General features: G+C 70.1%; 27 protein-coding genes. 10 read left to right on the top strand and 17 right to left on the bottom strand.

Annotated elements, in window-relative coordinates; all coding sequences use genetic code 11:
- Positions 1–2: 2 nt before the first annotated feature.
- Positions 3–1,154: a 1-deoxy-D-xylulose-5-phosphate reductoisomerase gene (gene dxr / locus FK531_RS15990; protein ID WP_142101072.1), complete on the bottom strand. Its 1,152-nt coding sequence runs from the start codon at positions 1,152–1,154 to the stop codon at positions 3–5.
- Between the two features lie 152 nt (positions 1,155–1,306).
- Here dxr and FK531_RS15995 point away from each other — a divergent pair, with 152 nt between their 5' ends.
- Positions 1,307–1,615 (top strand): DUF2631 domain-containing protein, encoded by a 309-nt coding sequence (locus tag FK531_RS15995; protein ID WP_142101074.1) that lies wholly within the window; start codon positions 1,307–1,309, stop codon positions 1,613–1,615.
- A gap of 141 nt (positions 1,616–1,756) precedes the next feature.
- Here the strand turns inward: FK531_RS15995 and rlmN are convergent, their stop codons facing one another.
- Positions 1,757–2,896: a dual-specificity RNA methyltransferase RlmN gene (rlmN, locus tag FK531_RS16000; RefSeq protein ID WP_142101076.1), complete on the bottom strand. Its 1,140-nt coding sequence runs from the start codon at positions 2,894–2,896 to the stop codon at positions 1,757–1,759.
- Between the two features lie 83 nt (positions 2,897–2,979).
- Between rlmN and FK531_RS16005 the strand changes: the two genes are divergently transcribed.
- Positions 2,980–3,339, top strand: coding sequence for a LapA family protein (locus FK531_RS16005; RefSeq protein ID WP_142101077.1), 360 nt, complete (start codon positions 2,980–2,982; stop codon positions 3,337–3,339).
- 27 nt (positions 3,340–3,366) lie between these two features.
- On the opposite strand, the gene FK531_RS16010 is transcribed toward FK531_RS16005, so the two are convergent.
- From FK531_RS16010 to pyrH, 4 genes are read right to left on the bottom strand one after another with little or no spacing between them, the layout of a single operon-like run.
- Positions 3,367–4,095, bottom strand: coding sequence for a class I SAM-dependent methyltransferase (locus FK531_RS16010; RefSeq protein WP_142101079.1), 729 nt, complete (start codon positions 4,093–4,095; stop codon positions 3,367–3,369).
- Positions 4,095–4,973, bottom strand: coding sequence for a phosphatidate cytidylyltransferase (locus FK531_RS16015; protein ID WP_142101081.1), 879 nt, complete (start codon positions 4,971–4,973; stop codon positions 4,095–4,097). Before FK531_RS16015 ends, FK531_RS16010 begins: the two co-directional genes overlap by 1 nt.
- 3 nt (positions 4,974–4,976) lie before the next feature.
- Entirely contained in the window at positions 4,977–5,534 is a 558-nt protein-coding gene (gene frr, locus FK531_RS16020; protein WP_142101083.1) for a ribosome recycling factor, read from the bottom strand.
- Positions 5,535–5,571: 37 nt separating this feature from the next.
- Positions 5,572–6,315 carry a UMP kinase gene (pyrH, locus tag FK531_RS16025; RefSeq protein ID WP_142101084.1) on the bottom strand — a complete coding sequence of 248 codons (744 nt, stop codon included), beginning with the start codon at positions 6,313–6,315 and terminating at the stop codon, positions 5,572–5,574.
- Positions 6,316–6,496: 181 nt separating this feature from the next.
- Between pyrH and FK531_RS16030 the strand changes: the two genes are divergently transcribed.
- Positions 6,497–7,288 (top strand): SDR family oxidoreductase, encoded by a 792-nt coding sequence (locus FK531_RS16030; protein WP_142101086.1) that lies wholly within the window; start codon positions 6,497–6,499, stop codon positions 7,286–7,288.
- A gap of 126 nt (positions 7,289–7,414) precedes the next feature.
- On the opposite strand, the gene tsf is transcribed toward FK531_RS16030, so the two are convergent.
- Both tsf and rpsB read right to left on the bottom strand, forming a co-directional pair.
- Positions 7,415–8,239, bottom strand: a complete 825-nt coding sequence (gene tsf, locus FK531_RS16035; RefSeq protein ID WP_142101088.1) for a translation elongation factor Ts — start codon at positions 8,237–8,239, stop codon at positions 7,415–7,417.
- An 82-nt stretch (positions 8,240–8,321) separates the two neighbouring features.
- Entirely contained in the window at positions 8,322–9,179 is an 858-nt protein-coding gene (gene rpsB / locus FK531_RS16040; protein WP_142101089.1) for a 30S ribosomal protein S2, read from the bottom strand.
- 286 nt (positions 9,180–9,465) lie between these two features.
- Between rpsB and FK531_RS16045 the strand changes: the two genes are divergently transcribed.
- On the top strand, positions 9,466–9,972 hold the full coding sequence (locus tag FK531_RS16045; RefSeq protein WP_142101091.1) for a M23 family metallopeptidase: 507 nt from the start codon (positions 9,466–9,468) through the stop codon (positions 9,970–9,972).
- Here the strand turns inward: FK531_RS16045 and FK531_RS16050 are convergent, their stop codons facing one another.
- On the bottom strand, positions 9,973–10,920 hold the full coding sequence (locus FK531_RS16050; RefSeq protein WP_142101092.1) for a tyrosine recombinase XerC: 948 nt from the start codon (positions 10,918–10,920) through the stop codon (positions 9,973–9,975).
- 85 nt (positions 10,921–11,005) lie between these two features.
- Between FK531_RS16050 and FK531_RS16055 the strand changes: the two genes are divergently transcribed.
- The 3 genes from FK531_RS16055 (at position 11,006) to FK531_RS16065 (ending at position 15,330) form a co-directional block, all read left to right on the top strand.
- A complete protein-coding gene (locus tag FK531_RS16055; protein ID WP_142101391.1) occupies positions 11,006–12,184 on the top strand; it encodes a multidrug effflux MFS transporter in 1,179 nt (392 codons plus the stop codon).
- A 64-nt stretch (positions 12,185–12,248) separates the two neighbouring features.
- Positions 12,249–14,606 (top strand): arylsulfatase, encoded by a 2,358-nt coding sequence (locus FK531_RS16060; RefSeq protein WP_142101094.1) that lies wholly within the window; start codon positions 12,249–12,251, stop codon positions 14,604–14,606.
- 103 nt (positions 14,607–14,709) lie between these two features.
- Complete coding sequence (locus tag FK531_RS16065; protein ID WP_142101393.1) at positions 14,710–15,330, top strand: hypothetical protein; 621 nt, start codon at positions 14,710–14,712, stop codon at positions 15,328–15,330.
- On the opposite strand, the gene FK531_RS16070 is transcribed toward FK531_RS16065, so the two are convergent.
- Positions 15,327–16,103 carry a siderophore-interacting protein gene (locus FK531_RS16070; RefSeq protein WP_142101095.1) on the bottom strand — a complete coding sequence of 259 codons (777 nt, stop codon included), beginning with the start codon at positions 16,101–16,103 and terminating at the stop codon, positions 15,327–15,329. The genes FK531_RS16065 and FK531_RS16070 overlap by 4 nt on opposite strands.
- Before the next feature lie 161 nt (positions 16,104–16,264).
- Here FK531_RS16070 and FK531_RS16075 point away from each other — a divergent pair, with 161 nt between their 5' ends.
- Positions 16,265–16,864 (top strand): hypothetical protein, encoded by a 600-nt coding sequence (locus FK531_RS16075; protein ID WP_142101097.1) that lies wholly within the window; start codon positions 16,265–16,267, stop codon positions 16,862–16,864.
- Between the two features lie 138 nt (positions 16,865–17,002).
- Here FK531_RS16075 and FK531_RS16080 read toward each other — a convergent pair whose 3' ends face one another.
- Genes FK531_RS16080 through FK531_RS16095 form a run of 4 tightly spaced genes read right to left on the bottom strand, consistent with a single transcriptional unit; the run spans position 17,003 to position 20,533 of the window.
- On the bottom strand, positions 17,003–17,530 hold the full coding sequence (locus FK531_RS16080) for an EVE domain-containing protein (protein WP_142101099.1): 528 nt from the start codon (positions 17,528–17,530) through the stop codon (positions 17,003–17,005).
- Positions 17,531–17,553: 23 nt separating this feature from the next.
- Positions 17,554–18,672 carry a DNA-processing protein DprA gene (dprA, locus tag FK531_RS16085; protein ID WP_142101100.1) on the bottom strand — a complete coding sequence of 373 codons (1,119 nt, stop codon included), beginning with the start codon at positions 18,670–18,672 and terminating at the stop codon, positions 17,554–17,556.
- Positions 18,669–20,177 carry a YifB family Mg chelatase-like AAA ATPase gene (locus FK531_RS16090; RefSeq protein ID WP_142101102.1) on the bottom strand — a complete coding sequence of 503 codons (1,509 nt, stop codon included), beginning with the start codon at positions 20,175–20,177 and terminating at the stop codon, positions 18,669–18,671. The genes dprA and FK531_RS16090 overlap by 4 nt, the downstream gene beginning before the upstream one ends.
- On the bottom strand, positions 20,177–20,533 hold the full coding sequence (locus FK531_RS16095) for a YraN family protein (RefSeq protein ID WP_142101103.1): 357 nt from the start codon (positions 20,531–20,533) through the stop codon (positions 20,177–20,179). The genes FK531_RS16090 and FK531_RS16095 overlap by 1 nt, the downstream gene beginning before the upstream one ends.
- Positions 20,534–20,800: 267 nt before the next feature.
- Here FK531_RS16095 and FK531_RS16100 point away from each other — a divergent pair, with 267 nt between their 5' ends.
- Both FK531_RS16100 and FK531_RS16105 read left to right on the top strand, forming a co-directional pair.
- The gene (locus FK531_RS16100) at positions 20,801–21,592 is read left to right on the top strand and encodes a DUF2786 domain-containing protein (RefSeq protein WP_142101105.1); all 792 of its coding nucleotides are present in this window, start codon (positions 20,801–20,803) and stop codon (positions 21,590–21,592) included.
- Positions 21,589–22,101, top strand: coding sequence for a TIGR04338 family metallohydrolase (locus tag FK531_RS16105; protein ID WP_142101107.1), 513 nt, complete (start codon positions 21,589–21,591; stop codon positions 22,099–22,101). The genes FK531_RS16100 and FK531_RS16105 overlap by 4 nt, the downstream gene beginning before the upstream one ends.
- 3 nt (positions 22,102–22,104) lie before the next feature.
- On the opposite strand, the gene FK531_RS16110 is transcribed toward FK531_RS16105, so the two are convergent.
- From FK531_RS16110 to lepB, 3 genes are all read right to left on the bottom strand, one after another.
- Positions 22,105–22,428, bottom strand: a complete 324-nt coding sequence (locus tag FK531_RS16110; RefSeq protein WP_142101108.1) for a DUF2469 domain-containing protein — start codon at positions 22,426–22,428, stop codon at positions 22,105–22,107.
- Between the two features lie 71 nt (positions 22,429–22,499).
- A complete protein-coding gene (locus FK531_RS16115) occupies positions 22,500–23,231 on the bottom strand; it encodes a ribonuclease HII (RefSeq protein WP_142101110.1) in 732 nt (243 codons plus the stop codon).
- A 14-nt stretch (positions 23,232–23,245) separates the two neighbouring features.
- Positions 23,246–24,031 (bottom strand): signal peptidase I, encoded by a 786-nt coding sequence (gene lepB, locus FK531_RS16120; protein ID WP_142101111.1) that lies wholly within the window; start codon positions 24,029–24,031, stop codon positions 23,246–23,248.
- Positions 24,032–24,069: the final 38 nt, after the last annotated feature.

Here is a 24,069-nt window from a genome sequence, read left to right on the forward strand (position 1 = left end):
GTCTAACCCTTCCGCTCGACGAGCTCGTGTGCCCGCGCCCGCGCCCAGCCGTCGGCGGCCAGCACGTCGTCCACGGTAGTCGGTGGTGCCGACCACTCGTCACCACCGGCGAGGACCCTCTCGACAGTGCGCACGATCGACGGGAACGTCGCGGCGCCGTCGAGGAAGTACTGGGCGGCCACCTCGTTGGCGGCGTTGTACACCGCGGTCATGCAGCCGCCCGCCGTGCCCGCCGCGCGGGCCAGGTCCACAGCCGGGAAGACCGAGTTGTCGAGCGGCTCGAAGGTCCAGGTCGCGGCGGTGGAGAAGTCGCAGGCGTGGGCCGCGCCGGGCACCCGGTCCGGCCAGCCGAGGGCCAATGCGATCGGCAGCCGCATGTCCGGCGGGCTGGCCTGGGCGAGGGTGGAGCCGTCGGTGAAGGTGGCCATCGAGTGCACGATCGACTGCGGGTGCACGGTCACGTCGATGCGGTCGTAGTCGATGCCGAACAGCAGGTGCGTCTCGATCAGCTCGAGTCCCTTGTTCACCAGGGTCGCCGAGTTCAACGTGTTCATCGGGCCCATCGACCAGGTCGGATGGGCGCCGGCCTGCTCGGGGGTGACGGACTCGAGCGCGGCGGCGGTCCAGCCGCGGAACGGTCCACCCGACGCGGTGAGCACCAGGCGGTCCACCTCCTCCGCGCGGCCGCCGCGCAGGCACTGCGCCAGCGCCGAGTGCTCGGAGTCGACCGGCACGATCTGGCCGGGGGCCGCGGCCGCGGTGACCAGTGGGCCGCCGGCGACGAGGGACTCCTTGTTCGCCAGGGCCAGCCGGGCGCCGGACTCGAGCGCGGCCAGGGTCGGGGCGAGCCCGAGCGAGCCGACCAGCGCGTTGAGGACCACGTCCGCCTCGACCGACCGGACGAGTTCGGTGACGGCGTCGGGGCCGGAGAGCACCCCGGGAAGGTCCAGCCGGGCCGCGGCCGCGGGGTCGGCGACGGCCACGTCGGTGACCCCGGTCGCGCGGATCTGCTCGGCCAGTAGGTCGACGTTCCCGCCGCCGGCCGCGAGTCCCACGACGCTGAACTTGTCGGTGTTGGCGGCGATGACCTCGAGGGCCTGGGTGCCGATGGATCCGGTGCTGCCGAGCAGGAGCACGCGCGTAGGTTCTGCCACTCGTCCATTGTTCCCGATGGCACCTGAGAGCAGCCTGATGGTCCTCTGTCCGAGGACGATCGGGCGCAATTCCCGCCGCTGTCCGGGCGAAACCCGGCCGGATCGCCGACCGCCGACCCAGCTAGGTACGACAGGCGGTCGTATGCCACGATATGCAGACACAACGCACACCCGCACGAGCAGGAGGATCGACCGTGGCCACCGAGCTGGACCCCAGCGTGAACGAGCCCCTCGTCGCCGCACACGTCGACACCGCAGAAGTACCGTCCGCTGCCTGGGGCTGGAGTGGCGAGGCGCCGCGACTGTTCAGGTTCCTCGGCTGGTTCTTCGCCGTGTTCCTGGTCGTGTACATGAAGGGCAACCACGAGGGCAAGGTCGAGGACCTCTGGCTCGGCGGCCTCGCACTGTTCATCGTGTTCATGTTGGTGCGCGACATCATCCGTCGCCGCAAGCCGCGGTAGACAAGCACTTTCGGCAACGGCCGCGCCGCTCCCCTTCGGAGCAGCGCGGCCGTTGTCGTTTCGGAGCCGACTCACACTCTGCGCGCGCCGCGGCAGGATTCGCGCACACAGCTCACAGAGTGTGAGAGAAATCCGGCGGGATCAGTTCTCGGCGGCCAGCTGCCCGCAGGCCGCGGCGATCTCCTGACCGCGGGTGTCGCGGACCGTGCACGAGACGCCCTGTGCGATGACGCGGCGCACGAACTCGCGCTCCACCGGCTTGGGGCTGGCGTCCCACTCGCTGCCCGGTGTCGGGTTCAGCGGGATCAGATTCACGTGGACCCGGGAGCCGAGTGCCTTGTGCAGCTTCTTGCCGAGCATGTCGGCCCGCCACGGCTGGTCGTTCACGTCGCGGATCAATGCGTACTCGATCGACACCCGACGACCGGTCTGGTCGGCGTAGTACTTGGCCGCGTCGAGCACCTCGGCCACCGACCAGCGGTTGTTCACCGGGACCAGGGTGTCGCGCAGTTCGTCGTCGGGGGTGTGCAACGACACGGCCAGCGTGACGGACAGTCCCTCGTCGGCCAGCTTGCGGATCGCGGGCGCCAGCCCCACCGTCGACACGGTGACCGAGCGCTGCGACAGGCCGAGGCCGTCGGGCGCGGGCGCGGTGATCTTGCGGACCGCGTCGACCACCCGCTTGTAGTTCGCCAGCGGCTCGCCCATGCCCATGAACACCACGTTCGACAGCCGGCCCGGAGCGGAGCCGGCGGAGCGACCATCGGCGCTGACGCCGGCCATCTCACCGTCACGCATCGCCGCGGCCGCGGACCGCACCTGGTCCACGATCTCGGCGGTCGACAGGTTCCGGGTCAGTCCCGCCTGACCGGTGGCGCAGAACGGACAGGCCATGCCGCAGCCGGCCTGGCTGGAGATGCACAGGGTCGCGCGGTCCGGGTAACGCATCAGCACGCTCTCGAGCAGCGTGCCGTCGTTCGCCTTCCACAGCGTCTTGCGGGTGGTGCCGTCGTCGCAGGCCACGTGCTTGACCGGGGTGAGCAGCGTCGGGAAGAGCGCCTCGCCGACCTTCTCACGCACCGACGCGGGCAGATCGGTCATCTTGTCGGCGTCGGCCTCGAGCCGGCCGTAGTACTGACGGGCCAACTGGTCGGCACGGAACCCGGGCAGGCCGAGCTCCTGGACCGCCGCACGACGGCCCTCGGAGTCGAGGTCGGCGAGGTGGGTCGGAGGCATGCCGCGGCGCGGGGCATTGAACACGAGCGGGACTGAAACGGCCATAGTGTCATCCAGTGTCCCATCGAACCGCCGCGACATGCGAATGTGAGCGTGCAATCACACACATCGTGCGTGATGATCGTGGCATGGCGACCTCCGAGGGACCCCGCGACGACCTCCCCGAGTCGGACGCGGGCGAGCCTGCCGCGCACGCTCCGGACACCCGGCCGACCGCCCCGCAGGTCGAGATCGAGCGCACCCGCGCCGCCGTGACCTGGACCGGTCTCGTCATCGGCGTGCTGGTGCTCGTCCTGCTGTTGGTGTTCATCCTGCAGAACCTCGACAGGGTGACGCTCAAGGTGTTCCTGTGGGACTTCTCCGTACCGCTGGGCATCGTGGTGCTGCTCGCCGCGATCGCCGGGGCGCTGGTCATGGCCCTCGCCGGTGGGGTCCGGATCCTGCAGATCAGGCGTGTGGCCAGGAAGGCGCGGGCAGGTCAGCCCTGACGACGGCACCGAGCGGCGACCGTTCTCTCACGGCAACAGCAGCCCGGCGGGCGCACGTCTGGTGTGGATTCGGTAGCCGACCTCCAGCGCCAGCCCGGGAGTCTGCTCGTAGGCACGCTGCGCGATCTTGCCGCTGAACTCGATCCCGAGCACGGCGCGCAGGTCCTCCCGACTGTCGAACTCCCACCGGGTGCGCACCCGCGTCAGCTCGAAGCCCTGGGCGCCGAAGAAGGCCTCCACCGCCGTCGGATCGTAGTGCGGCAGGTCGGCGCGCATCCAGTCGCCGTAGTCGCCGACGGTCGCGTCCAGGTCGACGACCGCCAGCACGCCGCCCGGTCGCAGGACCCGCATGGCCTCGAGAATTCCGGGCCCGCAACCGGAACCGAAGAAGTACGCGGTGCGCGCGTGCACCACGTCGACACTGTCGTCGGGTAGTGGGATCCGTTCGGCCGATCCGGCGACCACCTCCACCGCCAACCCGGCCTCGCGCATCCGGTCGCGGGCGCGCGCGACGAGCGGCGGGTGCGGCTCGACCCCGGTCACGCTGCGAGCGTCGCGCGCGAACACCGGCAGGTGAAACCCGGTGCCACAGCCGACGTCGAGCACGTCCCGACCCGACCAGTCGGCGAGCGCACGCAGGGCGCCGAAGACCACTCCGTCGACGTCCTGCGCGCGGTTCTCCGTCTCGTAGATGTCCGGCCAATGCCAGATGTTCGGGCTCGGGATCGGCCCGGCACCACTGCGTTCGCGGGGCACTACAGCAGCGCGGTCAGTACCAGCCAGGTCACGAATGCCGACGGCAACAGCGAATCCAGCCGGTCCATGATCCCGCCGTGACCGGGCAGCAGGGTGCCCATGTCCTTGATCTCGAGGTCGCGTTTGACCTGCGACTCGACCAGGTCGCCCAGGGTCGCGACGACCACCAGCAGGATGCCGAGCGGCACGCCCTTCCACCACGCGGCGTCGAGCAGCAGCGTGACGGTGAGCACCGACCCGATCACGCAGAACAGCAGCGAACCGCCCAGGCCCTCCCAGGATTTCTTCGGGCTGATCGCGGGCGCCATCGGGTGCTTGCCGAACAGCACCCCGGCCGCGTACCCGCCGACGTCGGAGCAGACCACCCCGATCATCAGGACGAACACCCGGTCGGCGCCCTTGTCCTGCAACACCATCAGGGTCGCGAAGGAGGCCAGCAGCGGAATCCAGGCGGCAACGAACACGGTGATCGCGACGTCGCGCAGGTAGTTGCGCGGGGCGGCGTCGAGCCCCTGTTCGACCAGTCGCCACACCATGCACACCAGTACCGTGCCCGCGAAACCGGCGAGCACACCGGTCGTGCCGTACGGCCAGCCGAGCCAGATGATCGCCTGGCCCCCGAGGATCAGCGGGATCCTCGGCACCAGGATGCCCGACTCGCGCAGGCGCTTGGCGACCTCCCAGGTCGCCACCGCCATCGCGGCCGCGACGATCACGAACCAGAACCGTGACGCGAAGATCAGCGTGACGATCAACAGTGCGCCGAGCCCACCGCCGACCGCGATCGCGGCGGGCAGGTTGCGCCCGGCCTTCGAGGTCGTCGCGGCGCCTGCGGGGGCCGGCGGCGAGCCGCCTGCCCCTGTGCCTTCAGTCGGCACTGCCTATACCTCCAGCAATTCGGCTTCCTTGTGCTTGACCAACTCGTCGATGTGCGCGACGTACTTGGCCGTGGTCTTGTCGAGCTCCTTCTCGGCCCGACCGACCTCGTCCTCGCCCGCCTCGCCGTCCTTCTGGATCCGGGACAGCTCGTCCATCGTCTTGCGTCGCACGTTGCGGATCGAGACCTTCGCGTCCTCGCCCTTGCCCTTCGCCTGCTTGACGAACTCGCGGCGGCGCTCCTCGGTGAGCTGCGGCACCGAGATCCGGATGATGCTGCCGTCGTTGCTGGGGTTGAGGCCCAGGTCCGAGTTGCGGATCGCGGTCTCGATCGGCCCGAGCTGCGCGGCCTCGTACGGCTTGATGATGACCATCCGAGCCTCGGGCACGTTGATGCTCGCCAGCTGGGTGATCGGGGTGACCGAGCCGTAGTACTCGATGTGGATCCGGTTGAACATGCCCGGGTTCGCGCGACCGGTGCGGATACCGCCGAGGTCCTCCTTGGCCACCGCGACGGCCTTCTCCATCTTCTCCTCGGCGTCGAAGAGAGCTTCATCAATCACGGTGTTCCTCCAGGCTCGGCGGGTGCGGTGGGATGGTTCATGACTTGACGAGTGTTCCGATCTTCTCACCGGCCACCGCACGTGCGATGTTCCCCTCGGTGAGCAGGTTGAACACCATCATCGGCATCTGGTTGTCCATGCACAGGCTGAACGCCGTCGCATCGGCAACCTGGAGGCCCTGTTCGATGACCTCGCGGTGGCTGATCTCGGTGTACATGGTCGCCGCCGGATCCACGCGCGGGTCGGCGCTGTAGACGCCGTCGACGGCCTTGGCCATCAGGACCACCTCGGCGCCGATCTCGAGGGCACGCTGCGCGGCCGTGGTGTCGGTGGAGAAGTACGGCATGCCCATGCCGGCACCGAAGATGACGACCCGCCCCTTCTCGAGGTGACGGACGGCACGCAGCGGCAGGTACGGCTCCGCGACCTGACCCATCGTGATGGCGGTCTGCACGCGAGTGTCGATGCCTTCCTTCTCCAGGAAGTCTTGCAGCGCAAGGCAGTTCATGACCGTGCCGAGCATGCCCATGTAGTCGGAGCGCGCCCGGTCCATGCCCCGCTGCTGCAACTCGGCGCCGCGGAAGAAATTGCCGCCACCGATCACGACCGCAACCTGCACACCGGTCTCGACGACCTTCGCGATCTGGCGCGCCACGGTCTGCACCACGTCGGGGTCGAGACCGACCTCGCCGCCACCGAACATCTCGCCACCGAGCTTGAGCAGGACACGCTTGAAGCCTGCACGTCGGGGCGCGGAATCGGTCGGGGCGGGTTCGGTCATGGCTCTCCTCTTCTCCGGCGGGCCATAGTAGGCGCCTGCGGCCAGCATGAATCGGCCACCCCGGCCGGTGCGGCCACAGATGACCTCCTCATCCTGCCTTATCCGGCCCCGCGAACGGTGGTCGGGGCCGTAGGCTGCGCCCGGCGTGACACACCGCCGCGACGCGACGACGGGAGAGAAGATGATTCTCGACAGGTTCCTGGTGACCGATCAGGTGGCCGTGGTCACCGGTGCGGGCCGAGGGGTGGGCGCGGCCTCCGCTGTCGCGCTCGCCGAGGCCGGGGCCGACGTGCTGCTCGCCGCGCGCAGCGAGGACCAGCTCGAGGAGGTCGCGCAGCGGGTACGGGCCACCGGCCGCCGGGCCCACGTGGTCGCCGCGGACCTGGCGGATCTCGACGCCGTCGCCGGCCTCGCCGAGACCGCCCGCGAGGTGTTCGGCCGCCTCGACATCGTGGTCAACAACGTCGGCGGGGCAATGCCCACTCCCCTGCTGCAGACCAAGCCCCGCCAGCTCGAGGAGGCGTTCCACTTCAACGTCTCCACCGCGCACGCGCTGGTCCGGGCCGCGGTGCCGCACATCCTGGAGACCGCGGGCGCCGGCGCGATCGTCAACGTGTCGTCGGTGGTCGGCCGGGTCGGCGGACGCGGATACGCCGCCTACGGCACCGCGAAGGCCGCGGTCGCGCACTACACGCGCCTCGCCGCTGCCGACCTGTCACCGCGGATCCGGGTCAACTGCGTCTCCCTCGGGTCGGTGCTGACCTCAGCGCTCGAGGTGGTCGCACAGAACGAGACGATCAAGACCACGATGGAGAACGCGACGCCACTACAGAGGATCGGGGACCCGGAGGACGCGTCCGCGGCCGTGCTGTATCTGTGCTCACCCGCCGGGTCGTACCTGACCGGCAAGGTGCTCGAGGTGGACGGCGGGCTGCAGGTCCCGAACCTCGACTTCGGCCTGCCCGACCTGTAGCCGCGGCTGCGCCGCCCGTGCGCGCGATTCACCCCGACTGGGGTACTACGCGCGCACAGGCAGCGGAGCTGCACAACGGCCCCGCCACCACGAAGGTGACGGGGCCGTTGTGCGGTTACGCAGCGACTAGCTGGCGCCGACCTCGAACCGCGCGAAGCGGGTGATGGTCACGCCGGCCTCGTCGAGAAGAGCCTTGACGGTCTTCTTCGAGTCGGTGACGGAGGACTGCTCGGTGAGCACGACGTCCTTGAAGAAGCCGTTGACGCGACCCTCGACGATCTTGGGGAGTGCAGCCTCGGGCTTGCCCTCCTCCTTGGCCGTCTCCTCCGCGACGCGACGCTCGGCCTCGACGATGTCCGCGGGGACCTCGTCGCGGGTGACGTACTTCGCCTTGAGCGCGGCAACCTGCATGGCGGCGGCGCGAGCGGCCTCCGCGGCAGCGTCACCCTCGCCCGTGTACTCGACCAGAACGCCGACGGCGGGCGGCAGGTCGGCACTGCGCTTGTGCAGGTAGGTCGCGACCGGGCCGTCGAACGCGACGACGCGACGCAGCTCGAGCTTCTCGCCGATCTTGGCGGAGAGAGCCGCAACGAGCTCGTCCGCGGTCTGATCGCCGGCGGTGGCGGCCTTGAGGGCCTCGAGGTCGGCAGGCTTGGCTGCGGCGGCCGCGGTGACGACCTTGTCCGCGAGCTCCTGGAACTCGGCGTTCTTCGCGACGAAGTCGGTCTCGCAGTTGAGCTCGACCATGACGCCGTCCTTGGCCACGACCAGGCCCTCGGCCGTGGTGCGCTCGGCGCGCTTGCCCACGTCCTTGGCGCCCTTGATGCGCAGCAGCTCGACAGCCTTGTCGAAATCGCCGTCGGTCTCGGCGAGTGCGTTCTTGCAGTCCATCATTCCGGAGCCGGTGAGCTCACGGAGCCGCTTCACGTCAGCGGCGGTGTAGTTCGCCATCTGGGGCGAGCCTCCTCGTAATTGTGGAGCCGGGTGAATAGGAGTGAAACGGCCCTGACCGTGACGGTCAGGGCCGAGTCAACTAGGCCAGCGGGGCCTCGGGGGCCGCGTCGGCGGCCGGTGCCTCGGCGGCCGGGGCAGCCTCGGCGTCGGCGGCGGGGGCGGGGGCGGCCTGCGAGAGCAGCTCCTGCTCCCACTCGGCGAGCGGCTCGGTGCCGGCCTCGGGCTTCGCGTCGTCCGCGGAACCGCGGCCCGCGCGGGCCTGCAGGCCCTCGGCCACCGCGGAGGCGACGACCTTGGTCAGCAGCGCGGCGGAGCGGATGGCGTCGTCGTTGCCCGGGATCGGGTAGTCGACCAGGTCGGGATCGCAGTTGGTGTCCAGGATCGCGATGACCGGGATGTTCAGCTTGCGAGCCTCGGAGACCGCGAGGTGCTCCTTGTTGGTGTCGACGACCCAGATGGCCGACGGAACCTTGGCCATGTCCCGGATGCCACCGAGGGTGCGGTCCAGCTTGGTCATCTCACGCGTGAGCATGAGGATTTCCTTCTTGGTGCGACCCTCGAAGCCACCGGTCTGCTCCATGGCCTCGAGATCCTTGAGGCGCAGCAGACGCTTGTGGACGGTGGAGAAGTTGGTGAGCATGCCGCCGAGCCAGCGCTGGTTCACGTAGGGCATGCCGACGCGGGTGGCCTCTTCGGCGATGGACTCCTGCGCCTGCTTCTTGGTGCCGACGAAGAGCACGGTGCCGCCGTGGGCGACGGTCTCCTTGACGAACTCGTACGCCTTGTCGATGTACGTCAGGGTCTGCTGCAGGTCGATGATGTAGATGCCGTTGCGGTCCGTAAGGATGAAACGCTTCATCTTCGGGTTCCAGCGACGGGTCTGATGCCCGAAGTGGGTACCACTGTCGAGCATCTGCTTCATGGTGACGACAGCCATGGCTGTGTACCTCTTTCATTGCCGGTTGTCGCAGGCGGTCGGGTGACCCCTGCCCTGGCGCCCGCCAACCCTCGGACCTGCACGGATGCAGGACCAGCCGAAGGCCGATTGTTCTTGCGCGGGCGCGCGAAGTCGGACTGCGCAAACACAGACCGCGTGTCGAGTGTACGGGTTGACACTCACAGGTCATAACCGGCGGTCAGGCGTCTGTGGATGGACGGCGGGACGATCCACAGGTCCCGCAGAGGGGGTTCCGTCACCGGGCAGCCTCCCGGACCGTGGAGGGATGCGACTACCGGCCTCGCTCGGCTTGTCCGCCCTGCTGCTGTTGACCGCCGCGCCCAGTGCCGCCGCACCCGCGGGTGGGTTCGACTGGCCGCTGCGCCCCCGACCGGCGGTCGGGCGACCGTTCGACCGCCCCGAGCACGACTGGCTGCCCGGCCACCGAGGCGTCGACCTGCTCGGCAGCGACGGTCAACCGGCGCTTGCCGCCGGCGACGGACTGGTGGCCTTCGCCGGGACGGTCGCCGGCAAGCCCGTAGTCTCGGTCGACCACGCCGGCGGACTGCGCACGACCTACGAGCCGGTGCGGGCCACGGTGCGCACCGGTCAGCGGGTCGACCGCGGAAGTGTGCTCGGCACCCTCGAACCGGGACACCCGGAGTGCCCCGGCGCGTGCCTGCACTGGGGAGTGCGGCGCGGCCGCGAGTACCTCGACCCGCTGGGGCTGGTCCGGGCAACGCCGGTGCGGCTCAAGCCGCTGCACGCCGGGCCTGTGGCGAGGACCGGATGATCACGCCCGCGGGTGGGCCTGGTCGTGCACCGCGCGCAGCCGCGCGACCGACACGTGGGTGTACAGCTGGGTGGTCGCGAGGCTGGTGTGTCCGAGCAGTTCCTGGACGACCCGCAGGTCGGCGCCGCCCTCGAGCAGGTGGGTGGCCGCCGAGTGCCGCAGTCCGTGCGGGGCGAGGCTCGGTGCGCCGGGCACCGCCTCGAGCACCTCGTGCACCACCGACCGGGCCTGCCGTTGGTCGAGCCGCCTGCCGCGTTTGCCGAGCAGCAACGCCGTCCCCGAGTCCGCGGTCACCAGGGCCGGGCGTCCGGAGCGCAGCCAGGCGTCGAGGGCCGCGGCCGCCGGCCCGCCGAACGGAACGCTGCGTTCCCTGTTGCCCTTGCCCAGCACCTTCAGCACCCGACGGTCGTGGTCGACGTCGCCGAGGTCCAGACCGCAGAGCTCGCCGACGCGAATCCCGGTGGCGTACAACAACTCCACGATCAGCCGGTCCCGCACGGCGACGGGTTCGAGCTGCGCGGCTCCGGATTCGGCGGCCGCCATCGCCTCGGCGGCCTGCCCCTGGCGCAGCACTGCGGGCAGGGCGCGGTGCGACTTCGGCGAGGCGAGCCGGATGCCGGGGTCGCGGGCGATCCGGCGGGTGCGGGCCAGCCAGGCGGTGAAGGTCCGCGCGGCCGCGGTCCGCCGGGCCAGGGTGCTGCGGGCCACCCCCGAGGCGGCCTGCGCGGCCAGCCAGGCCCGCATCGCACGCAGGTCGAGATCGCCGAGTCCGGCGTCGGGCGTGTCGGTGGCCAGGTGCCCGAGCAGCGAACGGGCATCGGCGACGTAGGCGCGCACGGTGTGCTCGGAGCGGCCGCGCTCGAGCCGCAGATGCTCGGCGTAGGCGTCCAGATGCTCGGCGAGGCGCGCCGGCAACTCGTCGTGAGCCGATGCCGCGTCCGATGCCATGTGACGAAGGTTGTCCCCGGAACTGGAATAAATCAAGCATCCGCGCCGCTGGGTTCCACATGTGACCCGAGCCATTTCGATTCCCATGCTGCTGGCCCTCGCGCTGCTGTCCGCCATCGCCCCGCTCGCGACCGACATGTACCTGCCCGGGTTGCCAGCGCTCGGCGAGGACCTGGCCACCGCGGACGGCACGGTCCAGCTGACCCTGTCCACGTTCATGGCAGGTCTGGGTATCGGACAGCTGATCGTCGGCCCGCTCTCCGACGGTTGGGGCAGGCGCAAGTTGCTCCTCGGCGGCACCGTCGCGTTCGCGATCAGCGGCGTCCTGTGCGCACTCGCGCCGACCGCCGAGGTGCTGATCGCCGCCCGACTGCTGCAGGGCCTGAGCGGCGGTGCGGCAATCGTGTTGGCGCGCGCGGTGATTGCCGACCGCGCCAAGGGTGATCTGGCCGCGAAGCTGTTCTCGATCATGATGATCATCGGCGGCGTCGCCCCGGTGGTGGCGCCGCTGCTCGGCGGCGCCCTGCTCGGCCCGATCGGCTGGCGCGGCATCTTCTGGGTCCTCACCGGCGCCGGAGTACTGATGGTCCTCGGTGTCGCGACGCTGATCCCCGAGACCCTGCCGGCCGAACGACGGCACGGCGGCGGGTTGGCAGCCCTCGCCCGCAACGTGCGCTACGCGGTCGGCAACCGGCGCTACGTCGGATACGCGCTGACGTTCATGTTCGGGTTCGGCGCACTGTTCTCCTACATCTCCGCGTCGCCGTTCGTGGTGCAAGACGTGCTCGGCCTGTCCCCGGGACAGTTCTCGATCGTGTTCGGCGTGAACTCGATCGGCATCGTCGGCGGCAGCATCGTCAACACCAAACTGATCGGCCGGTTCCACGCCCGCCAACTGCTGACCTTCGGCGTGCTCGCACTCCTCACCGTAGGGGCGGCCCTCGTGCTCGAGGTGACCGTCGGCGGGACGAACCGCTGGGCGGTCCTGCCGCTGCTGTTCCTGATGACCACCGCCATCGGATTCGTCATGGGCAACGCCACCGCGCTCGGGCAGTCCGAGGTGCCGCGGGCGGCGGGTACCGGTTCGGCGCTGATGGGCGCGGGCCAGTTCGGTCTCGCGGCCCTGGTGTCGCCGTTGGTCGGCGGTTCGGCGACGGGAATGGCGACGAGCATCCTGGTGTGCGCTGCGGTCGCGACGACGGCCCTGCTGACGCTGACGCGCCCGGCGACACGAGAAGCGGCCCCGGAGTCGGCGACCGTCTAGCCAGCACCGGGGCTGGGTGCTTGAGTGGAGGGGCAGGGGCGGATCCCGTGTGAGGAGCCTTGTCATGGCCAAGCCGTTCAGAGGTGTCGTCAACCTGGATATTCGTGACTCGATCCCCGATTGGGGTCCGTACGAGCAGCCGAAGGCACCGCCGGGATCGCCGAACGTGCTGTACATCGTGCTCGACGACGTGGGATTCGGGGCACTCGGCTGTTACGGCGGTCCCATCGACACGCCGAACATCGACAGGATCGCGGCGAACGGTCTGCGTTACGGCCAATGGCACACCACCGCACTGTGTTCCCCGACCCGATCCTGTCTGCTGACGGGGCGTAATCACACCTCCAACGGCATGGCCTGCATCAGCGAGGCGGCGGTCGGGTTTCCCGGCGCGAACGGACACATTCCGCCGGAGTGCGCCACCCTCGCCGAGATCCTGGTCGAACGCGGGTTCAGCACCGCGATGGTCGGCAAGTGGCACCTGTGCGCCGCAGACGAGATGAATCTGGCGTCCACCAAGGCGAACTGGCCTGTCGGCCGAGGTTTCGAGCGTTTCTACGGCTTCCTCGGCGCCGAGACGAACCAGTGGTACCCGGACCTGGTGCACGACAACCACCCGGTCGAGCAGCCGGCAACGCCGGATCAGGGTTACCACTTCGGCGTCGACATCACCGACCGGGCCATCGAGTTCATCGACGACGTCAAGGCGATTGCACCGGATCGGCCGGTGTTCCTGTACTACGCACCGGGCTGCGCGCACGCACCCCACCAGGCGCCGCGCGAGTGGGCCGATCGCTACCGGGGCAGGTTCGACGAGGGCTACGAGGCGATGCGCGAGCGGACGCTGGCCCGGCAGAAGGAGATGGGCCTCGTCCCGCAGGACGCCGGGCTGCCGCCGCTCAACCCGATCGGCACCCCCGAGAACCGGACGGGCCCCGACGGGAAACCGTTCCCGCCACTGGACTTCACCCGACCGTGGGACACTCTGTCCGCCAACGAGAAACGACTCTTCGCCCGGATGGCCGAGGTGTACGCGGGCTTCCTGTCGCACTGCGACGACCAGATCGGCCGCCTCCTGGCCTACCTCGACGAGATCGACCAGCTCGACAACACCATCGTCGTGCTGGTCTCCGACAACGGTGCCAGCGGCGAGGGCGGTCCCAACGGCTCGGTCAACGAGAACAAGCTCTTCAACGGAGTCGCCGACGATTTGGCCGAGAACATGGCCATGATCGACGAACTGGGCGGTACGAGGACCTACAACCACTACCCGAACGGGTGGGCGATGGCGTTCAACACCCCGTTCAAGATGTGGAAGCGCTACTCGTTCAACGGCGGTACGTGCGATCCGTGCATCCTGTCCTGGCCGGCCGGGATCGCCGCGCGCGGCGAGACCCGGGACCAGTACCACCACGCCGTCGACATCGTGCCGACCCTGCTCGACTGCCTCGGCGTCGAACTCCCGGACACGGTGAAGGGCTACACGCAGCACCCGATCCAGGGCGTGAGCATGCGCTACAGCTTCGACCACGGCGCCATCCCGACCGCCAAGCACACCCAGTTCTACTCGATGCTCGGCACCCGGGGCATCTGGCACGACGGCTGGAAGGCGGTCACCACCCATCCGGCGATCAGCGGTTGGAGCCACTTCCCGGACGACACCTGGGAGCTCTACCACACCGACACCGATCGCACGGAGCTGCGCGACCTCGCCACCGCCGAACCCGGACGGCTCGCCGAGCTGGTGGGACTGTGGTTCCACGAGGCGGGCGCGAACCAGGCCTACCCTCTCGACGACCGTTCCCCGGTCGAGATCCTGACGACCCCCCGCCCGCAACTCGCGCCGCCGCGCAACCGCTACGTCTATCGCCCCGGTCGAGCCGAGGTTCCCGAGACCGTCGCGGTCAGCTTCCGCAACCGGTCGTACTCGATCGGCGCGCTCGTCGACCTGCCCGGCCCCGGTTCGGCCGGTGTCCTGTTCGCGCAGGGCAGCCGGTTCGGCGGCCACGCGCTCTACGTCAAGGACAACCGCCTGCACTACGTCTACAACTTCGTCGGCAGCGAGGAGCAGCGGATCAGCGCGACCGTGGACCTGCCCGAGGGCGAGAATCTGATCCTGGCCGCGTCCTTCGACAAGGAGGGCGAGGATCCGCCCGGAACGGCCCGCGGCATGCTCAGCCTGTACTACGGGGACCGGAAGGTCGGCGAGGGCCGGATCCGGACCCAAGCCGGCATGTTCGGGCTTGCAGGTGCAGGCCTCACGGTCGGCCGGAGCGGCGCCGAGGCCATCACCGACCACTACTCCGGCCGCGCCCCGTTCGAGTTCACCGGAGGGACGCTGGACCGGGTGGCGGTCGACGTGAGCGGCGAACCCTTCGTCGACCTCGAACGGGAAGCCGCCGCGATGCTCTCCCGCGAGTGACGCCGTGGCCACGTCGGCTCCGCCTCCGCGAGGGCGGGGGCGGAGCCAGCGGCCGGGAGTCAGTGGCGGGGACGACAGGCGCGGTGCGACCGAACTCCGTCGACTGCGGACGCCGCGCGCCGCGGCGGTCGCCGGGATCGCCTTCGGGGTGCTCTTCGCGACGAGCATCGTCCTGCTGGGTACCTCGCTACCCGCCGACACCGCCACCCCGTGGGTGCACAACGGCTCGCGAATCGCCACCGCCCTGACGCTCGCACCGCTCGCCGGGATCGCGTTCCTGTGGTTCCTCGGCGTCCTCCGCGACCGGCTCGGCACCTACGAGGATCGCTTCTTCGCGACAGTCGCTCTCGGCAGCGGCCTGCTGTTCCTGGCGACGACTTTCACTTCGATGGCGGTCGCCGGCGGGATTCTCGCCGTCTCCCGTGACGCGAACGCCGGCCACGACGAGACCGTCAACTTGGGCCGTATCGTGATGCTGCACCTCAACAACGTCTACGGGGTGCGCATGGCGGGCGTGTTCATGATCTCGCTCGGAACGATCTGGCTACGCACCGGACTGATGCCTCGATGGCTGGTGATCGCCACCTACCTGCTCGCGCTGACCCTGCTGGTCGTGGTCAGCTTCAGCATCTGGGTAGCCCTGGTCTTTCCGGTGTGGGCGGTGGTGATCAGCGTGTACGTACTCACCAGCCCGAGGTCCGCGCCGGGGGCCGAAGACGTCTAGCCCACACTCTCCGAGGCGGCGAGGTCGGACTTCCACACCCGGAAGCCCTCCTCGGTGCGGCCGCGGCGCCAATATCCGGAGATCGACGCCCACTCCGCGGTGACGCCGCGCTCCTTACGCACGTAGGCGCGCAGTCCGTGCATGACGGCGTGCGCCTCGCCATGGATGAACACGTGCGGTTGACCGGGCAGCCACTGCGCTGCCCGTACTGCCGCGACGATCGGCGCGTTGTCGCCCGCGCGGTCGTCGCCGACCTCGTTGGCACCGCCGCCGCGGTGGATCCAGGTGACGTCGAGATTCGCCGCGCTGCTCAGTTCCACCTCGTCCTCCGGACCGGCGACCTCGAGGAACACCTGCGCGACCGCACCGGCGGGCAGCGCCTCGACGGCGGAAGAGATTGCGGGGACGGCCGATTCGTCGCCGGCGAGCAGGTACCAGTCGGCGTCGGGGCGCGGGGCGTAGGCACCGCCGGGCCCGCGCAGCCGTACGGTCTCACCGGGCTGAGCCGACGCCGCCCATCGCCCCGCGATGCCCTCGTCACCGTGCACCACGAAGTCGATCGCGATCTCGCGCTTCTCGTCGTCGACACTGCGCACCGTGTAGGTGCGCACCACCGGTTCTTCGTCGGTGCCGAACATCAGTTTGACGTACGCGTCGGTGTGGCCGTTGGGCACGAACTCGTCGAATCCGGGGTCGCCGAGGTAGACCCGCACGAGGTGCGGGGTCAGCTGCTCGGTGCGCAGCACGGTCAGGGTGGTGATCGGACGAGACATCCCGGAACCTCCATTATTAGCCTTGCCTAACGGTACATCGACTCCGTGTGAGGTCACTGAACGCGAACTGGCAGGGAAGATCCGCCCCCGGATCGGCCGACGACTGGAATACTCCTGACGCGTTGTCGTCAACCGTCTTTCATCATCGTCATCGGAGGAAAATGCACCCCGTTCGCCGCGCCTGTTCCGTTTCCCTGCTGGTCGCCGCCGCGGCCGCCGCGGTCGTGGGCTGCTCCTCGTCCGCCCAGGCCGATGACTCCGCCTCCGGCGCGCGGGACTGCGTCGACGCCTCGCTCCCCAATGCGTCCGCCGAGGAACTCGTCGACGTGCTCAAGCCGCAACCGTCCGGCCCGGGCGGGGCCGACGACACCTTCCGTCAACTGGCCACGCAGTTCGACCAGGGCCGTGACGCCCAGGTGGCGCGCGTGCGCGACAGCGCCGTCTTCAAGGCGGTACCGACGGGCGGGGATGCCGCCTTCGCGAAAGCGGTCTGCTCGCAGTCCCGTTGGGACGACGTGGTCGCCCCCGACGGTTCGACCCTGGCAACCGCACGCTCGCAGCGCGGCGCGTTGGTCGCGGCCGGGCACAACTACTGTGACGCCTTCGAACAACTCCGTCCCTCCGCGACCTCCACCGGTGCCTGGTCCGACTGGTCCGGCTACGTGGCGATGATGACCAAGGGCGATCCGTCCGCGGCCGCGGACGCCCAGCAGGTCTACGCCGCCGCGCTGGCGAACATCTGCCCGCAGTTCGCGAGCTGAGCCCGAGCCGTGACGGCCTGGTCCACGGGGAAGCGTCCCGCGAACCAGTCCGTCACGGCTCGAGGGATCGGTGGTTACAGCGTCAGCGGTCGCCTGGTCCACAACGGCACCAGGCTCTGAATCCGATCTGCTGCGCGGCTACCCGAGGTGCCACCCCACCCGGGCCAGCAGGGCGGGTGGCACCCGGTCCGTGAGCAGCGCCGCCAGTGCCGCCGTCTCGTCCGGGGTCAGGAAGCTCGGATTCGACATCCTCGGTACCCGGAACTGCTCGCACCGCTGCAATGCGGGTGCCGCCCGCATCTCTTCCCGCGGAACGTACGTCGGGCCGGACAGCCGGACCCCGTCGAACTCGACGCCCAGGCACGGTCGCGACGCCTTCTCCCTGTCGACCGCGTGCGCGGCGTCGAATCCAGCCGGCCAGTCGACCGCGCCGTCACTGGTGACCCGCCCGACCTCGTAGATGCCCGGGTTCTTCGGCCCGGTGATCCACAGCGCCACAAGGTCTCCCCGCTCGACGAGCGCGGGACGCCGCGAGCTTCCGCTCAGACTCCAACTGCTCGGGTACACCTCCGGTCGTGTCTCGTCCCCGATGCTGCCGAAGTAGTCCCACACCGTCGGGTTGCCCTTGACGATCCAGCACCCGACGTCCCCCCGTGAAATTGGCATTGCCCACTCCCTTCTCGTCCTTCTCATCCCCGCCGGAACCAGCCCGTCTCGTCCGACCCGACCAGCCCTTCGAGTTCGAGTACCGGCAGTGCACCGCGCACCGCCTCGACGGGTAGCCCGGAGTCCTCCGAAAGTTGCCGTACGCCAACCGAACCGGACGCCGGAAACGCCTCGTACACCACCGCGGCCTTGTGCGACAGCCCGTCGAGGGGTCGGGCCGGGCCACCCTCGCTCTCCCCCGCCCGGATCGGACCCGCCGCGACCGACACGTCGGCGGCCCGCGAGGCCAGCACCGCCTCGCCGTCACGGATCATCCGGTGACAACCGACCGACGAGGCCGAGGTCACCGGACCGGGAACCGCAAGGACCGGCCTGCCGAGTCCGGCGGCCCACACCGCGGTGTTGCGGGCACCGCTGCGGGCACCGGCCTCGACCACCAGCACCGCGTCCGACAACCCCGCGACCAGCCGGTTCCTCGCGAGGAACCGGTGCCGCGCGGGAGCGGTTCCAGGCGGGTACTCGCTGAGCACTGCGCCCTCGCGGGCGATCTCGCGCAGCAGTCGCGCATGACCGGCCGGGTACGCACGGTCCACCCCACAGGCCAGCACCGCGACCGTCGGCGCCCCCGCGGCCAGCGCCGCCCGGTGGGCGGCCCCGTCCACTCCGTAGGCCGCACCGGAGACCACGGTCCAACCCTCCCCCGCCAGGTCGTCGACGAACTGCGTGGTCACGTGCTCGCCGTAGCCGGTGGCGGCACGCGTTCCGACCACCGCGACCGCCCGTTCGGTGAGCTCGGTCAGCGAACGGCTCCCGAGTACCCACAGCGCCAGCGGAGGCGCGCACTCGCGGTCCCGGCGCTGGTCCATCGCGTCGAAGGCCAGCAGCTTCCATGCCGGCCAGTCGTCGTCGTCGGGGGTGAGCAGCCGGCCGCCGAGCCGCTCGACCGCCGCGAGGTCGCGTTCGGCGGTGTCCAGGTCCCGCCGGGCGGCGGTGCGCGAACGCAGCACCTCCGGCAGGTCGGCCTGCCGCACCGCCCGCGCTGCGTCCTCCGGACCGACCGCCGCGACCAGTTCGACCAGCGGTGCGCACGGTCCGAGCGCCGCCTGTGACAGGTAGGCCCAGGCGGCCCGGCGCGGGTTCACTCTCCCCGCCGATCGCGGTACTCGAGCGCCATGCCGACCTGGTCTTCACCGGGCACCGTCAGCCCGGCGAGGTCGGCCAGCGTCCACGCGACCCGCAGTGCGCGGTCGGCGCCGCGGGCGGTGATCTGGCCCTCCCGCAGCGACCGCTCCAACGGGGCGAGTGCGCTGCGGGCGAGCCGGAAACGTTGCCGCAGTGCCGGTCCCGGCACCTCCGCGTTGGTGCGCCAGCCGAAGTCGCTCCACCGCTCGACCGCGGTGGCCCGCGCCTGCGCCACCCGGTCCCGAACCGTCGCCGTCGACTCCGCGGCCTCGCCGTTGAGCGCACCGACGGACAGCGCCCGCATCCGCACCCGCAGGTCCACCCGGTCCATCAGCGGGCCCGACAGCTTCCCGAGGTAGCGGCGCCGGGCGGTCGGGGCACAGATGCAGTCCACCTCCCGCGGCGGCGCACACGGGCACGGGTTCGCCGCCAGCACGAGCTGGAACCGGGCCGGGTAGCAGGCCACGCCGTCACGGCGGGCGATCCGAACCTCCCCGTCCTCGAGCGGCGTGCGCAGCGCCTCGAGCGCCTTGACCCCCAGTTCGGCGCACTCGTCGAGGAACAGCACGCCGCGGTGTGCCCGGCTGACCGCGCCCGGCCGCGCCATCCCCGACCCGCCGCCGACCAGCGCACTGATCGAACACGAGTGGTGCGGGGCGACGAACGGCGGCTCGGTGATCAGCGGACGTTCGCTGGTCAGCAGTCCGGCGACCGAGTGGATGGCCGTCACCTCCAGCGCCTCGCCCTCGCTCAGCGGCGGCAACACCCCCGGAAGTCGTTGGGCGAGCATGGTCTTGCCGATCCCTGGCGGTCCGGTGAGCATCAGGTGGTGTGCCCCGGCGGCGGCCACCTCGAGCGCCAGTCGAGCCTCCGACTGACCGGCGACCTCGCTGAGGTCGGCGACCGCGGGTGTCAGGTCCTGGTCCATCGGGCCCGGTTTCGACAGCATCAGTTCCCCGCGCAGCCACTCGATGACCTCCCGCAGGTCGCGGGCACCGAGCACCTCGATACCCTCGACGAGCCCGGCCTCGGGCAGCGCGGCGTGCGGCACGACCACGCACGACCAGCCGGCGTTCTTGGCGGCGAGCACCGCGGGCAGCACGCCCCGGACCGTCCGCAACCGACCGTCGAGTGCGAGTTCGCCGAGCAGCACCGACTTGTCGAGGTCGCCGCTCGGCACCTTCGCATCCGCCGCCAGCACGGAACACGCGAGCGCCAGATCGTACGCACTGCCGCCTTTGGGCAGCGTCGCCGGCGAGAGCGCCAGGATCACCCGCGAATCCGGCCACTTCTCACCGGAGTTGGTGACCGCGGCGCGGACCCGGTCCCGCGATTCCTGCAGCGCGGTGTCCGGCAGCCCGACCAGGTGCACCCCCGGCAGCCCGCGACCGAGGTCCGCCTCGATCTCGACCAGCTGCCCCTCGACTCCGCGGACCGCCACCGAGTGCGCCCGTCCCAGCGTCATCAGAACACCGCCTCGAGGTGCACGATCTCGGGCTGTCGGCCGGCCTCGACGACGATCGCGACGACGTCGAAGCGCACCCGCGCCCAGCCCCGCGGCTGTGCGCGCAGCCACAGCCCCGCGAGCCGTCGGATCCGGGACTGCTTGGCGAAGGTCACCGCCTCGGCGGGCGTCCCGAAGCCCCGACCCGAGCGGGTCTTGACCTCCACGAACACCACCGCCTCGCCGTCCCGCGCGATGACGTCCAGTTCGCCGTAGCGGCACCGCCAATTGCGTTCCAGCACGGTCATTCCCCGCCCGACGAGATGCTCGACCGCCAGGTCCTCGCCCCGTGCCCCCAACTCCAGGTTTCGCGCCATGACATGACCATGCGCCCCCGCCGCGACCCGCCGAGCCGGCCGTCCTGGCGCTTTCCGGCGCCCTGTGGATGAATCCGGGCCTGTGGACGAACCGCTTGACTCGAGCCCAGCGCCGACCCGAACCCGGGTGATCTCACACCCGTTGCCACGATCTCAACGGTTCTGTACGCCCAGCCGGGATGTGACGGCGCCACCCGCCGTGTGACGGCGCCGCCGGGTGCGCACAGGCCCGATCCCTTGTCCGACCCGCCGTCTACCCTCGACCGGGTGAGTTCCGAGAAGATGCTGGCGCGGATCGGCGGCCTGCTGCGGCAGGCCGAGTCCACCACCAACCCGCACGAGGCGCAGGCGTTCATGGAGGCCGCGCAGCGCCTCGCCACCGCGACCTCCATCGACCTCGCGGTGGCCCGATCGCACACCTCGCAGCGCGAGCGCCGGGCAACCCCGGTGCAGCGGTCGATCCGGATCGGCGAGACCGGCAAGAAGGGCCTGCGCACCTACGTGCACCTGTTCGTCTCGATCGCCGCCGCCAACGACGTGCAGTGCGATGTCGCACACAACTCCACCCAGGTGTTCGCCTACGGATTCGACACCGACATCGACGCCTGCGAGGCGCTGTACTCGAGCCTGTTGCTGCAGATGGTCCGGGCCTCGGACGCCTTCATCCGCTCGGGCGCACACCGGCCCGTCGCCGGCGTCACCGCGCGCCTGAATTTCCAACTCGCGTTCGCCGCCCGGATCGGCGAGCGGCTCGCCACCGCCAAACGCGAGGCCGAGGCGGACGCGATCAGGGCGGACGCGATCAGGGCGGATACCGTCAGGGCGGACCTGGCCGGCGCCGCACCGGAACCGACCGGAACCGCACTCGTATTGCGCGACAAGCAGATCGAGCTGTCCGACTTCTATCAGCAGACCTCACAGGCCCGCGGCACCTGGCGCGGGTCCAAGGCCACGGTCGCGCCCTCCGCCAAGGCGCGGCGCGCCGGTGACCGGGCCGGTCGAGAGGCACGTCTGGGCCCATCCCCCGAACTACCCGCCGGCCGTAGACAACTCGCGTGAGCGTCCGTGACGCCCAGCGCTCACGGGTGTACGAGGCGGAGTCCGTCGTGCGTCGGATCCTCGACCGTGCGGACAACGGCACCGGCCGCCAGCTCGAGCTGTTCGGTTCCCGGATCACCCTGCCGACCGAGCGCAAGTTCGCCTCGGTGGAGTCTGTGCAGGACTACGCCGGGCGGGTGCTCGCGCTCAACTGGGTGCGGGCTCGCTGGCCCGAGGCGGCCATCCCGATGGCCGTCCGGGCCCGGGCCGGTACCACGGCCGCGCATTACGAACCCGACACCGCGACCCTCGCCATCCCGGTGCACCGGCGGGGCACGGCGTGGGCGCTGCGCGAGCTGGTGGTCCTGCACGAGCTCGCGCACCACCTGGAACCCGCGGGCGTCGACCTGGCCCCGCACGGCCCGGAATTCGTCGGGCGTTATCTCACCCTGGTCGAGGAGATCCTCGGCAGCGAGACCGCTTTCGTGCTGCGCACGACCATGGCCGAGAACGGTGTCCGGCTGGTCTGAGCGTCAGTCGCCGAACGGACCGTTGTCGGGCAGCCGCAGGTCGGACTTCTCGAGCTCCTCGATGTTCACGTCCTTGAATGTGATCACCCGGACGTGCTTGACGAACCGGGCCGGGCGGTACATGTCCCACACCCAGGCGTCGGCCATCCGCACCTCGAAGTAGATCTCGCCGTCCGCGTTGTGCGGCACCAGCTCCACCGAGTTCGCAAGGTAGAAGCGGCGTTCGGTCTCGACGACGTAGGCGAACTGGCCGACGATGTCCTTGTACTCACGGTAGAGCGAGAGCTCCATCTCCGTTTCGTACTTCTCGAGATCTTCGGCACTCATGTGTTTCGCCGTCCTCCTGCTCTGCGCTGAATCAACACCATCGCTGCACCAGCGTCATCTGTGAACACACATCATCGCGCACCGACCGCCGCGGTGTACATCTCGCCCGTCCCTCGACGCTGCGCGAGCAGGTCGTCGCGGCCCGCGTCGCATTGTGCGGCCGCCGCGCGCACGTTCGCGTACGACATCCGGTGTTCTCGGCTCGGGCCGAGCGCGGCCATCGCCGCGGTGTGGACGGCCGTGCTGTAGCCCTTGTGCCCGGCGAACCCGTAGCCGGGCAGCTGTCCGTCGAGGGCGATCATGGTCCGGTCGCGGGAGACCTTCGCCAGCACGCTCGCCGCGGCGATGCAGGCGGCGGCCGCGTCACCGCCGATCACCGGGAGGGATGGCGCGGGCAGGCCCGGTACTCGAAACCCGTCCGTGAGAACGTATCCCGGCACCGAGGACAGACCCGCGACCGCGCGCCGCATGCCCTCGATGTTCGCCACGTGCACACCGAGCGCGTCGACCTCCCACGCGGGGATCTCCACGATGCACCACGCCCGGGCCAACCGCTGGATGGCGGGAAACAGTTCCTCCCGCGCCCGCTCGGTGAGCCGCTTCGAGTCGTCGAGCCCGTCCAGGGCCCGGTGCGGCTTCGGTCCGAGTACGCACGCGGCGACCACCAGCGGGCCGGCGCACGCGCCCCGGCCCGCCTCGTCCACGCCGGCGACCGGTCCGAGCCCGGTTCGGATCAGCGCAGACTCCATCGTTCGCAGTCCGGCGGCTCTGCGAATGATCGTCCGTGGTGGCCAGGTACTCACGTGTGTTCAGGTGCTCAGTTGCTCTGTGGGTTGGGTGACGAGATCGTGCCCCACCGCGACGGGGGTAGGACGATCGCGACGGCCTTGCCGATCACGTTGTCGACGGGCACGCTTCCGTTGTACTCGTCGCCGATGTGATAGCGCGAGTCCGCGGAGTTGCTGCGGTTGTCGCCCATCACCCACAGGTTGCCGTCGGGCACGGTGAAGGGGCCGAAGCAGCGCCCCGACTTGGGCATGGTCTCGCAGGTCTGCACGCCGGGGGTGAAGGGGAAGTCGTTGACGACGTACGGCTCGGTGAGTGGCTTGCCGTCGACCAGGATCCGGCCCTGGCTGTCGCAGCACTCGACCTTCTGGCCACCGGTCGCGATGACGCGCTTGACCAGGTCGTTCTCGTCCGGGGGCACCAGTCCGACCAGCGAACCGACCTCCTGCAGACCGCGGATGACGACGTTGGAGGAGCGGGTGGAGTGGAATTCGGCGTTCCAGGAGTCGGGTCCCTTGAAGACGACGACGTCGCCGGGCTTCGGGTCCCCGAAGTGATAGCCGATCTTCTCGACCAGGATTCGGTCGCCGGTGCAGCCGGCGCAGCCGTGCAGGGTGGGTTCCATCGACTCGGACGGAATCAGGTACACCCGCGCGATGAAGGTCTGGAGCAGAAAGCTCATCAGCAGCGCGACGACTATGAGTATCGGGAGTTCCCGCCAGAACGAGCGGGGCTTCTTCTTGGGCCTCTCCGACGTCGAGTCGGGGCCATCCGCGCCGTTGGTCGGCGGCGTCGATTCCTGCGGGGTATCTACCACCGGATCAGGTTAGCCCGGCCCCGGAACAGATTGACTGT

Source organism: Rhodococcus spelaei (assembly GCF_006704125.1).
Classification (GTDB): domain Bacteria; phylum Actinomycetota; class Actinomycetes; order Mycobacteriales; family Mycobacteriaceae; genus Rhodococcus_G; species Rhodococcus_G spelaei.

Bases quoted from the DNA above. Each gene is read 5' to 3' on its own strand.
- FK531_RS15995 (WP_142101074.1), top strand. From the start codon at position 1,307: ATGCAGACACAACGCACACCCGCACGAGCAGGAGGATCGACCGTGGCC.
- rlmN (WP_142101076.1), bottom strand. From the start codon at position 2,896: ATGGCCGTTTCAGTCCCGCTCGTGTTCAATGCCCCGCGCCGCGGCATG.
- FK531_RS16005 (WP_142101077.1), top strand. From the start codon at position 2,980: ATGGCGACCTCCGAGGGACCCCGCGACGACCTCCCCGAGTCGGACGCG.
- pyrH (WP_142101084.1), bottom strand. From the start codon at position 6,315: ATGACCGAACCCGCCCCGACCGATTCCGCGCCCCGACGTGCAGGCTTC.
- FK531_RS16030 (WP_142101086.1), top strand. From the start codon at position 6,497: ATGATTCTCGACAGGTTCCTGGTGACCGATCAGGTGGCCGTGGTCACC.
- tsf (WP_142101088.1), bottom strand. From the start codon at position 8,239: ATGGCGAACTACACCGCCGCTGACGTGAAGCGGCTCCGTGAGCTCACC.
- rpsB (WP_142101089.1), bottom strand. From the start codon at position 9,179: ATGGCTGTCGTCACCATGAAGCAGATGCTCGACAGTGGTACCCACTTC.
- FK531_RS16045 (WP_142101091.1), top strand. From the start codon at position 9,466: ATGCGACTACCGGCCTCGCTCGGCTTGTCCGCCCTGCTGCTGTTGACC.
- FK531_RS16050 (WP_142101092.1), bottom strand. From the start codon at position 10,920: ATGGCATCGGACGCGGCATCGGCTCACGACGAGTTGCCGGCGCGCCTC.
- FK531_RS16055 (WP_142101391.1), top strand. From the start codon at position 11,006: ATGCTGCTGGCCCTCGCGCTGCTGTCCGCCATCGCCCCGCTCGCGACC.
- FK531_RS16060 (WP_142101094.1), top strand. From the start codon at position 12,249: ATGGCCAAGCCGTTCAGAGGTGTCGTCAACCTGGATATTCGTGACTCG.
- FK531_RS16070 (WP_142101095.1), bottom strand. From the start codon at position 16,103: ATGTCTCGTCCGATCACCACCCTGACCGTGCTGCGCACCGAGCAGCTG.
- FK531_RS16075 (WP_142101097.1), top strand. From the start codon at position 16,265: ATGCACCCCGTTCGCCGCGCCTGTTCCGTTTCCCTGCTGGTCGCCGCC.
- FK531_RS16080 (WP_142101099.1), bottom strand. From the start codon at position 17,530: ATGCCAATTTCACGGGGGGACGTCGGGTGCTGGATCGTCAAGGGCAAC.
- FK531_RS16090 (WP_142101102.1), bottom strand. From the start codon at position 20,177: ATGACGCTGGGACGGGCGCACTCGGTGGCGGTCCGCGGAGTCGAGGGG.
- FK531_RS16095 (WP_142101103.1), bottom strand. From the start codon at position 20,533: ATGGCGCGAAACCTGGAGTTGGGGGCACGGGGCGAGGACCTGGCGGTC.
- FK531_RS16110 (WP_142101108.1), bottom strand. From the start codon at position 22,428: ATGAGTGCCGAAGATCTCGAGAAGTACGAAACGGAGATGGAGCTCTCG.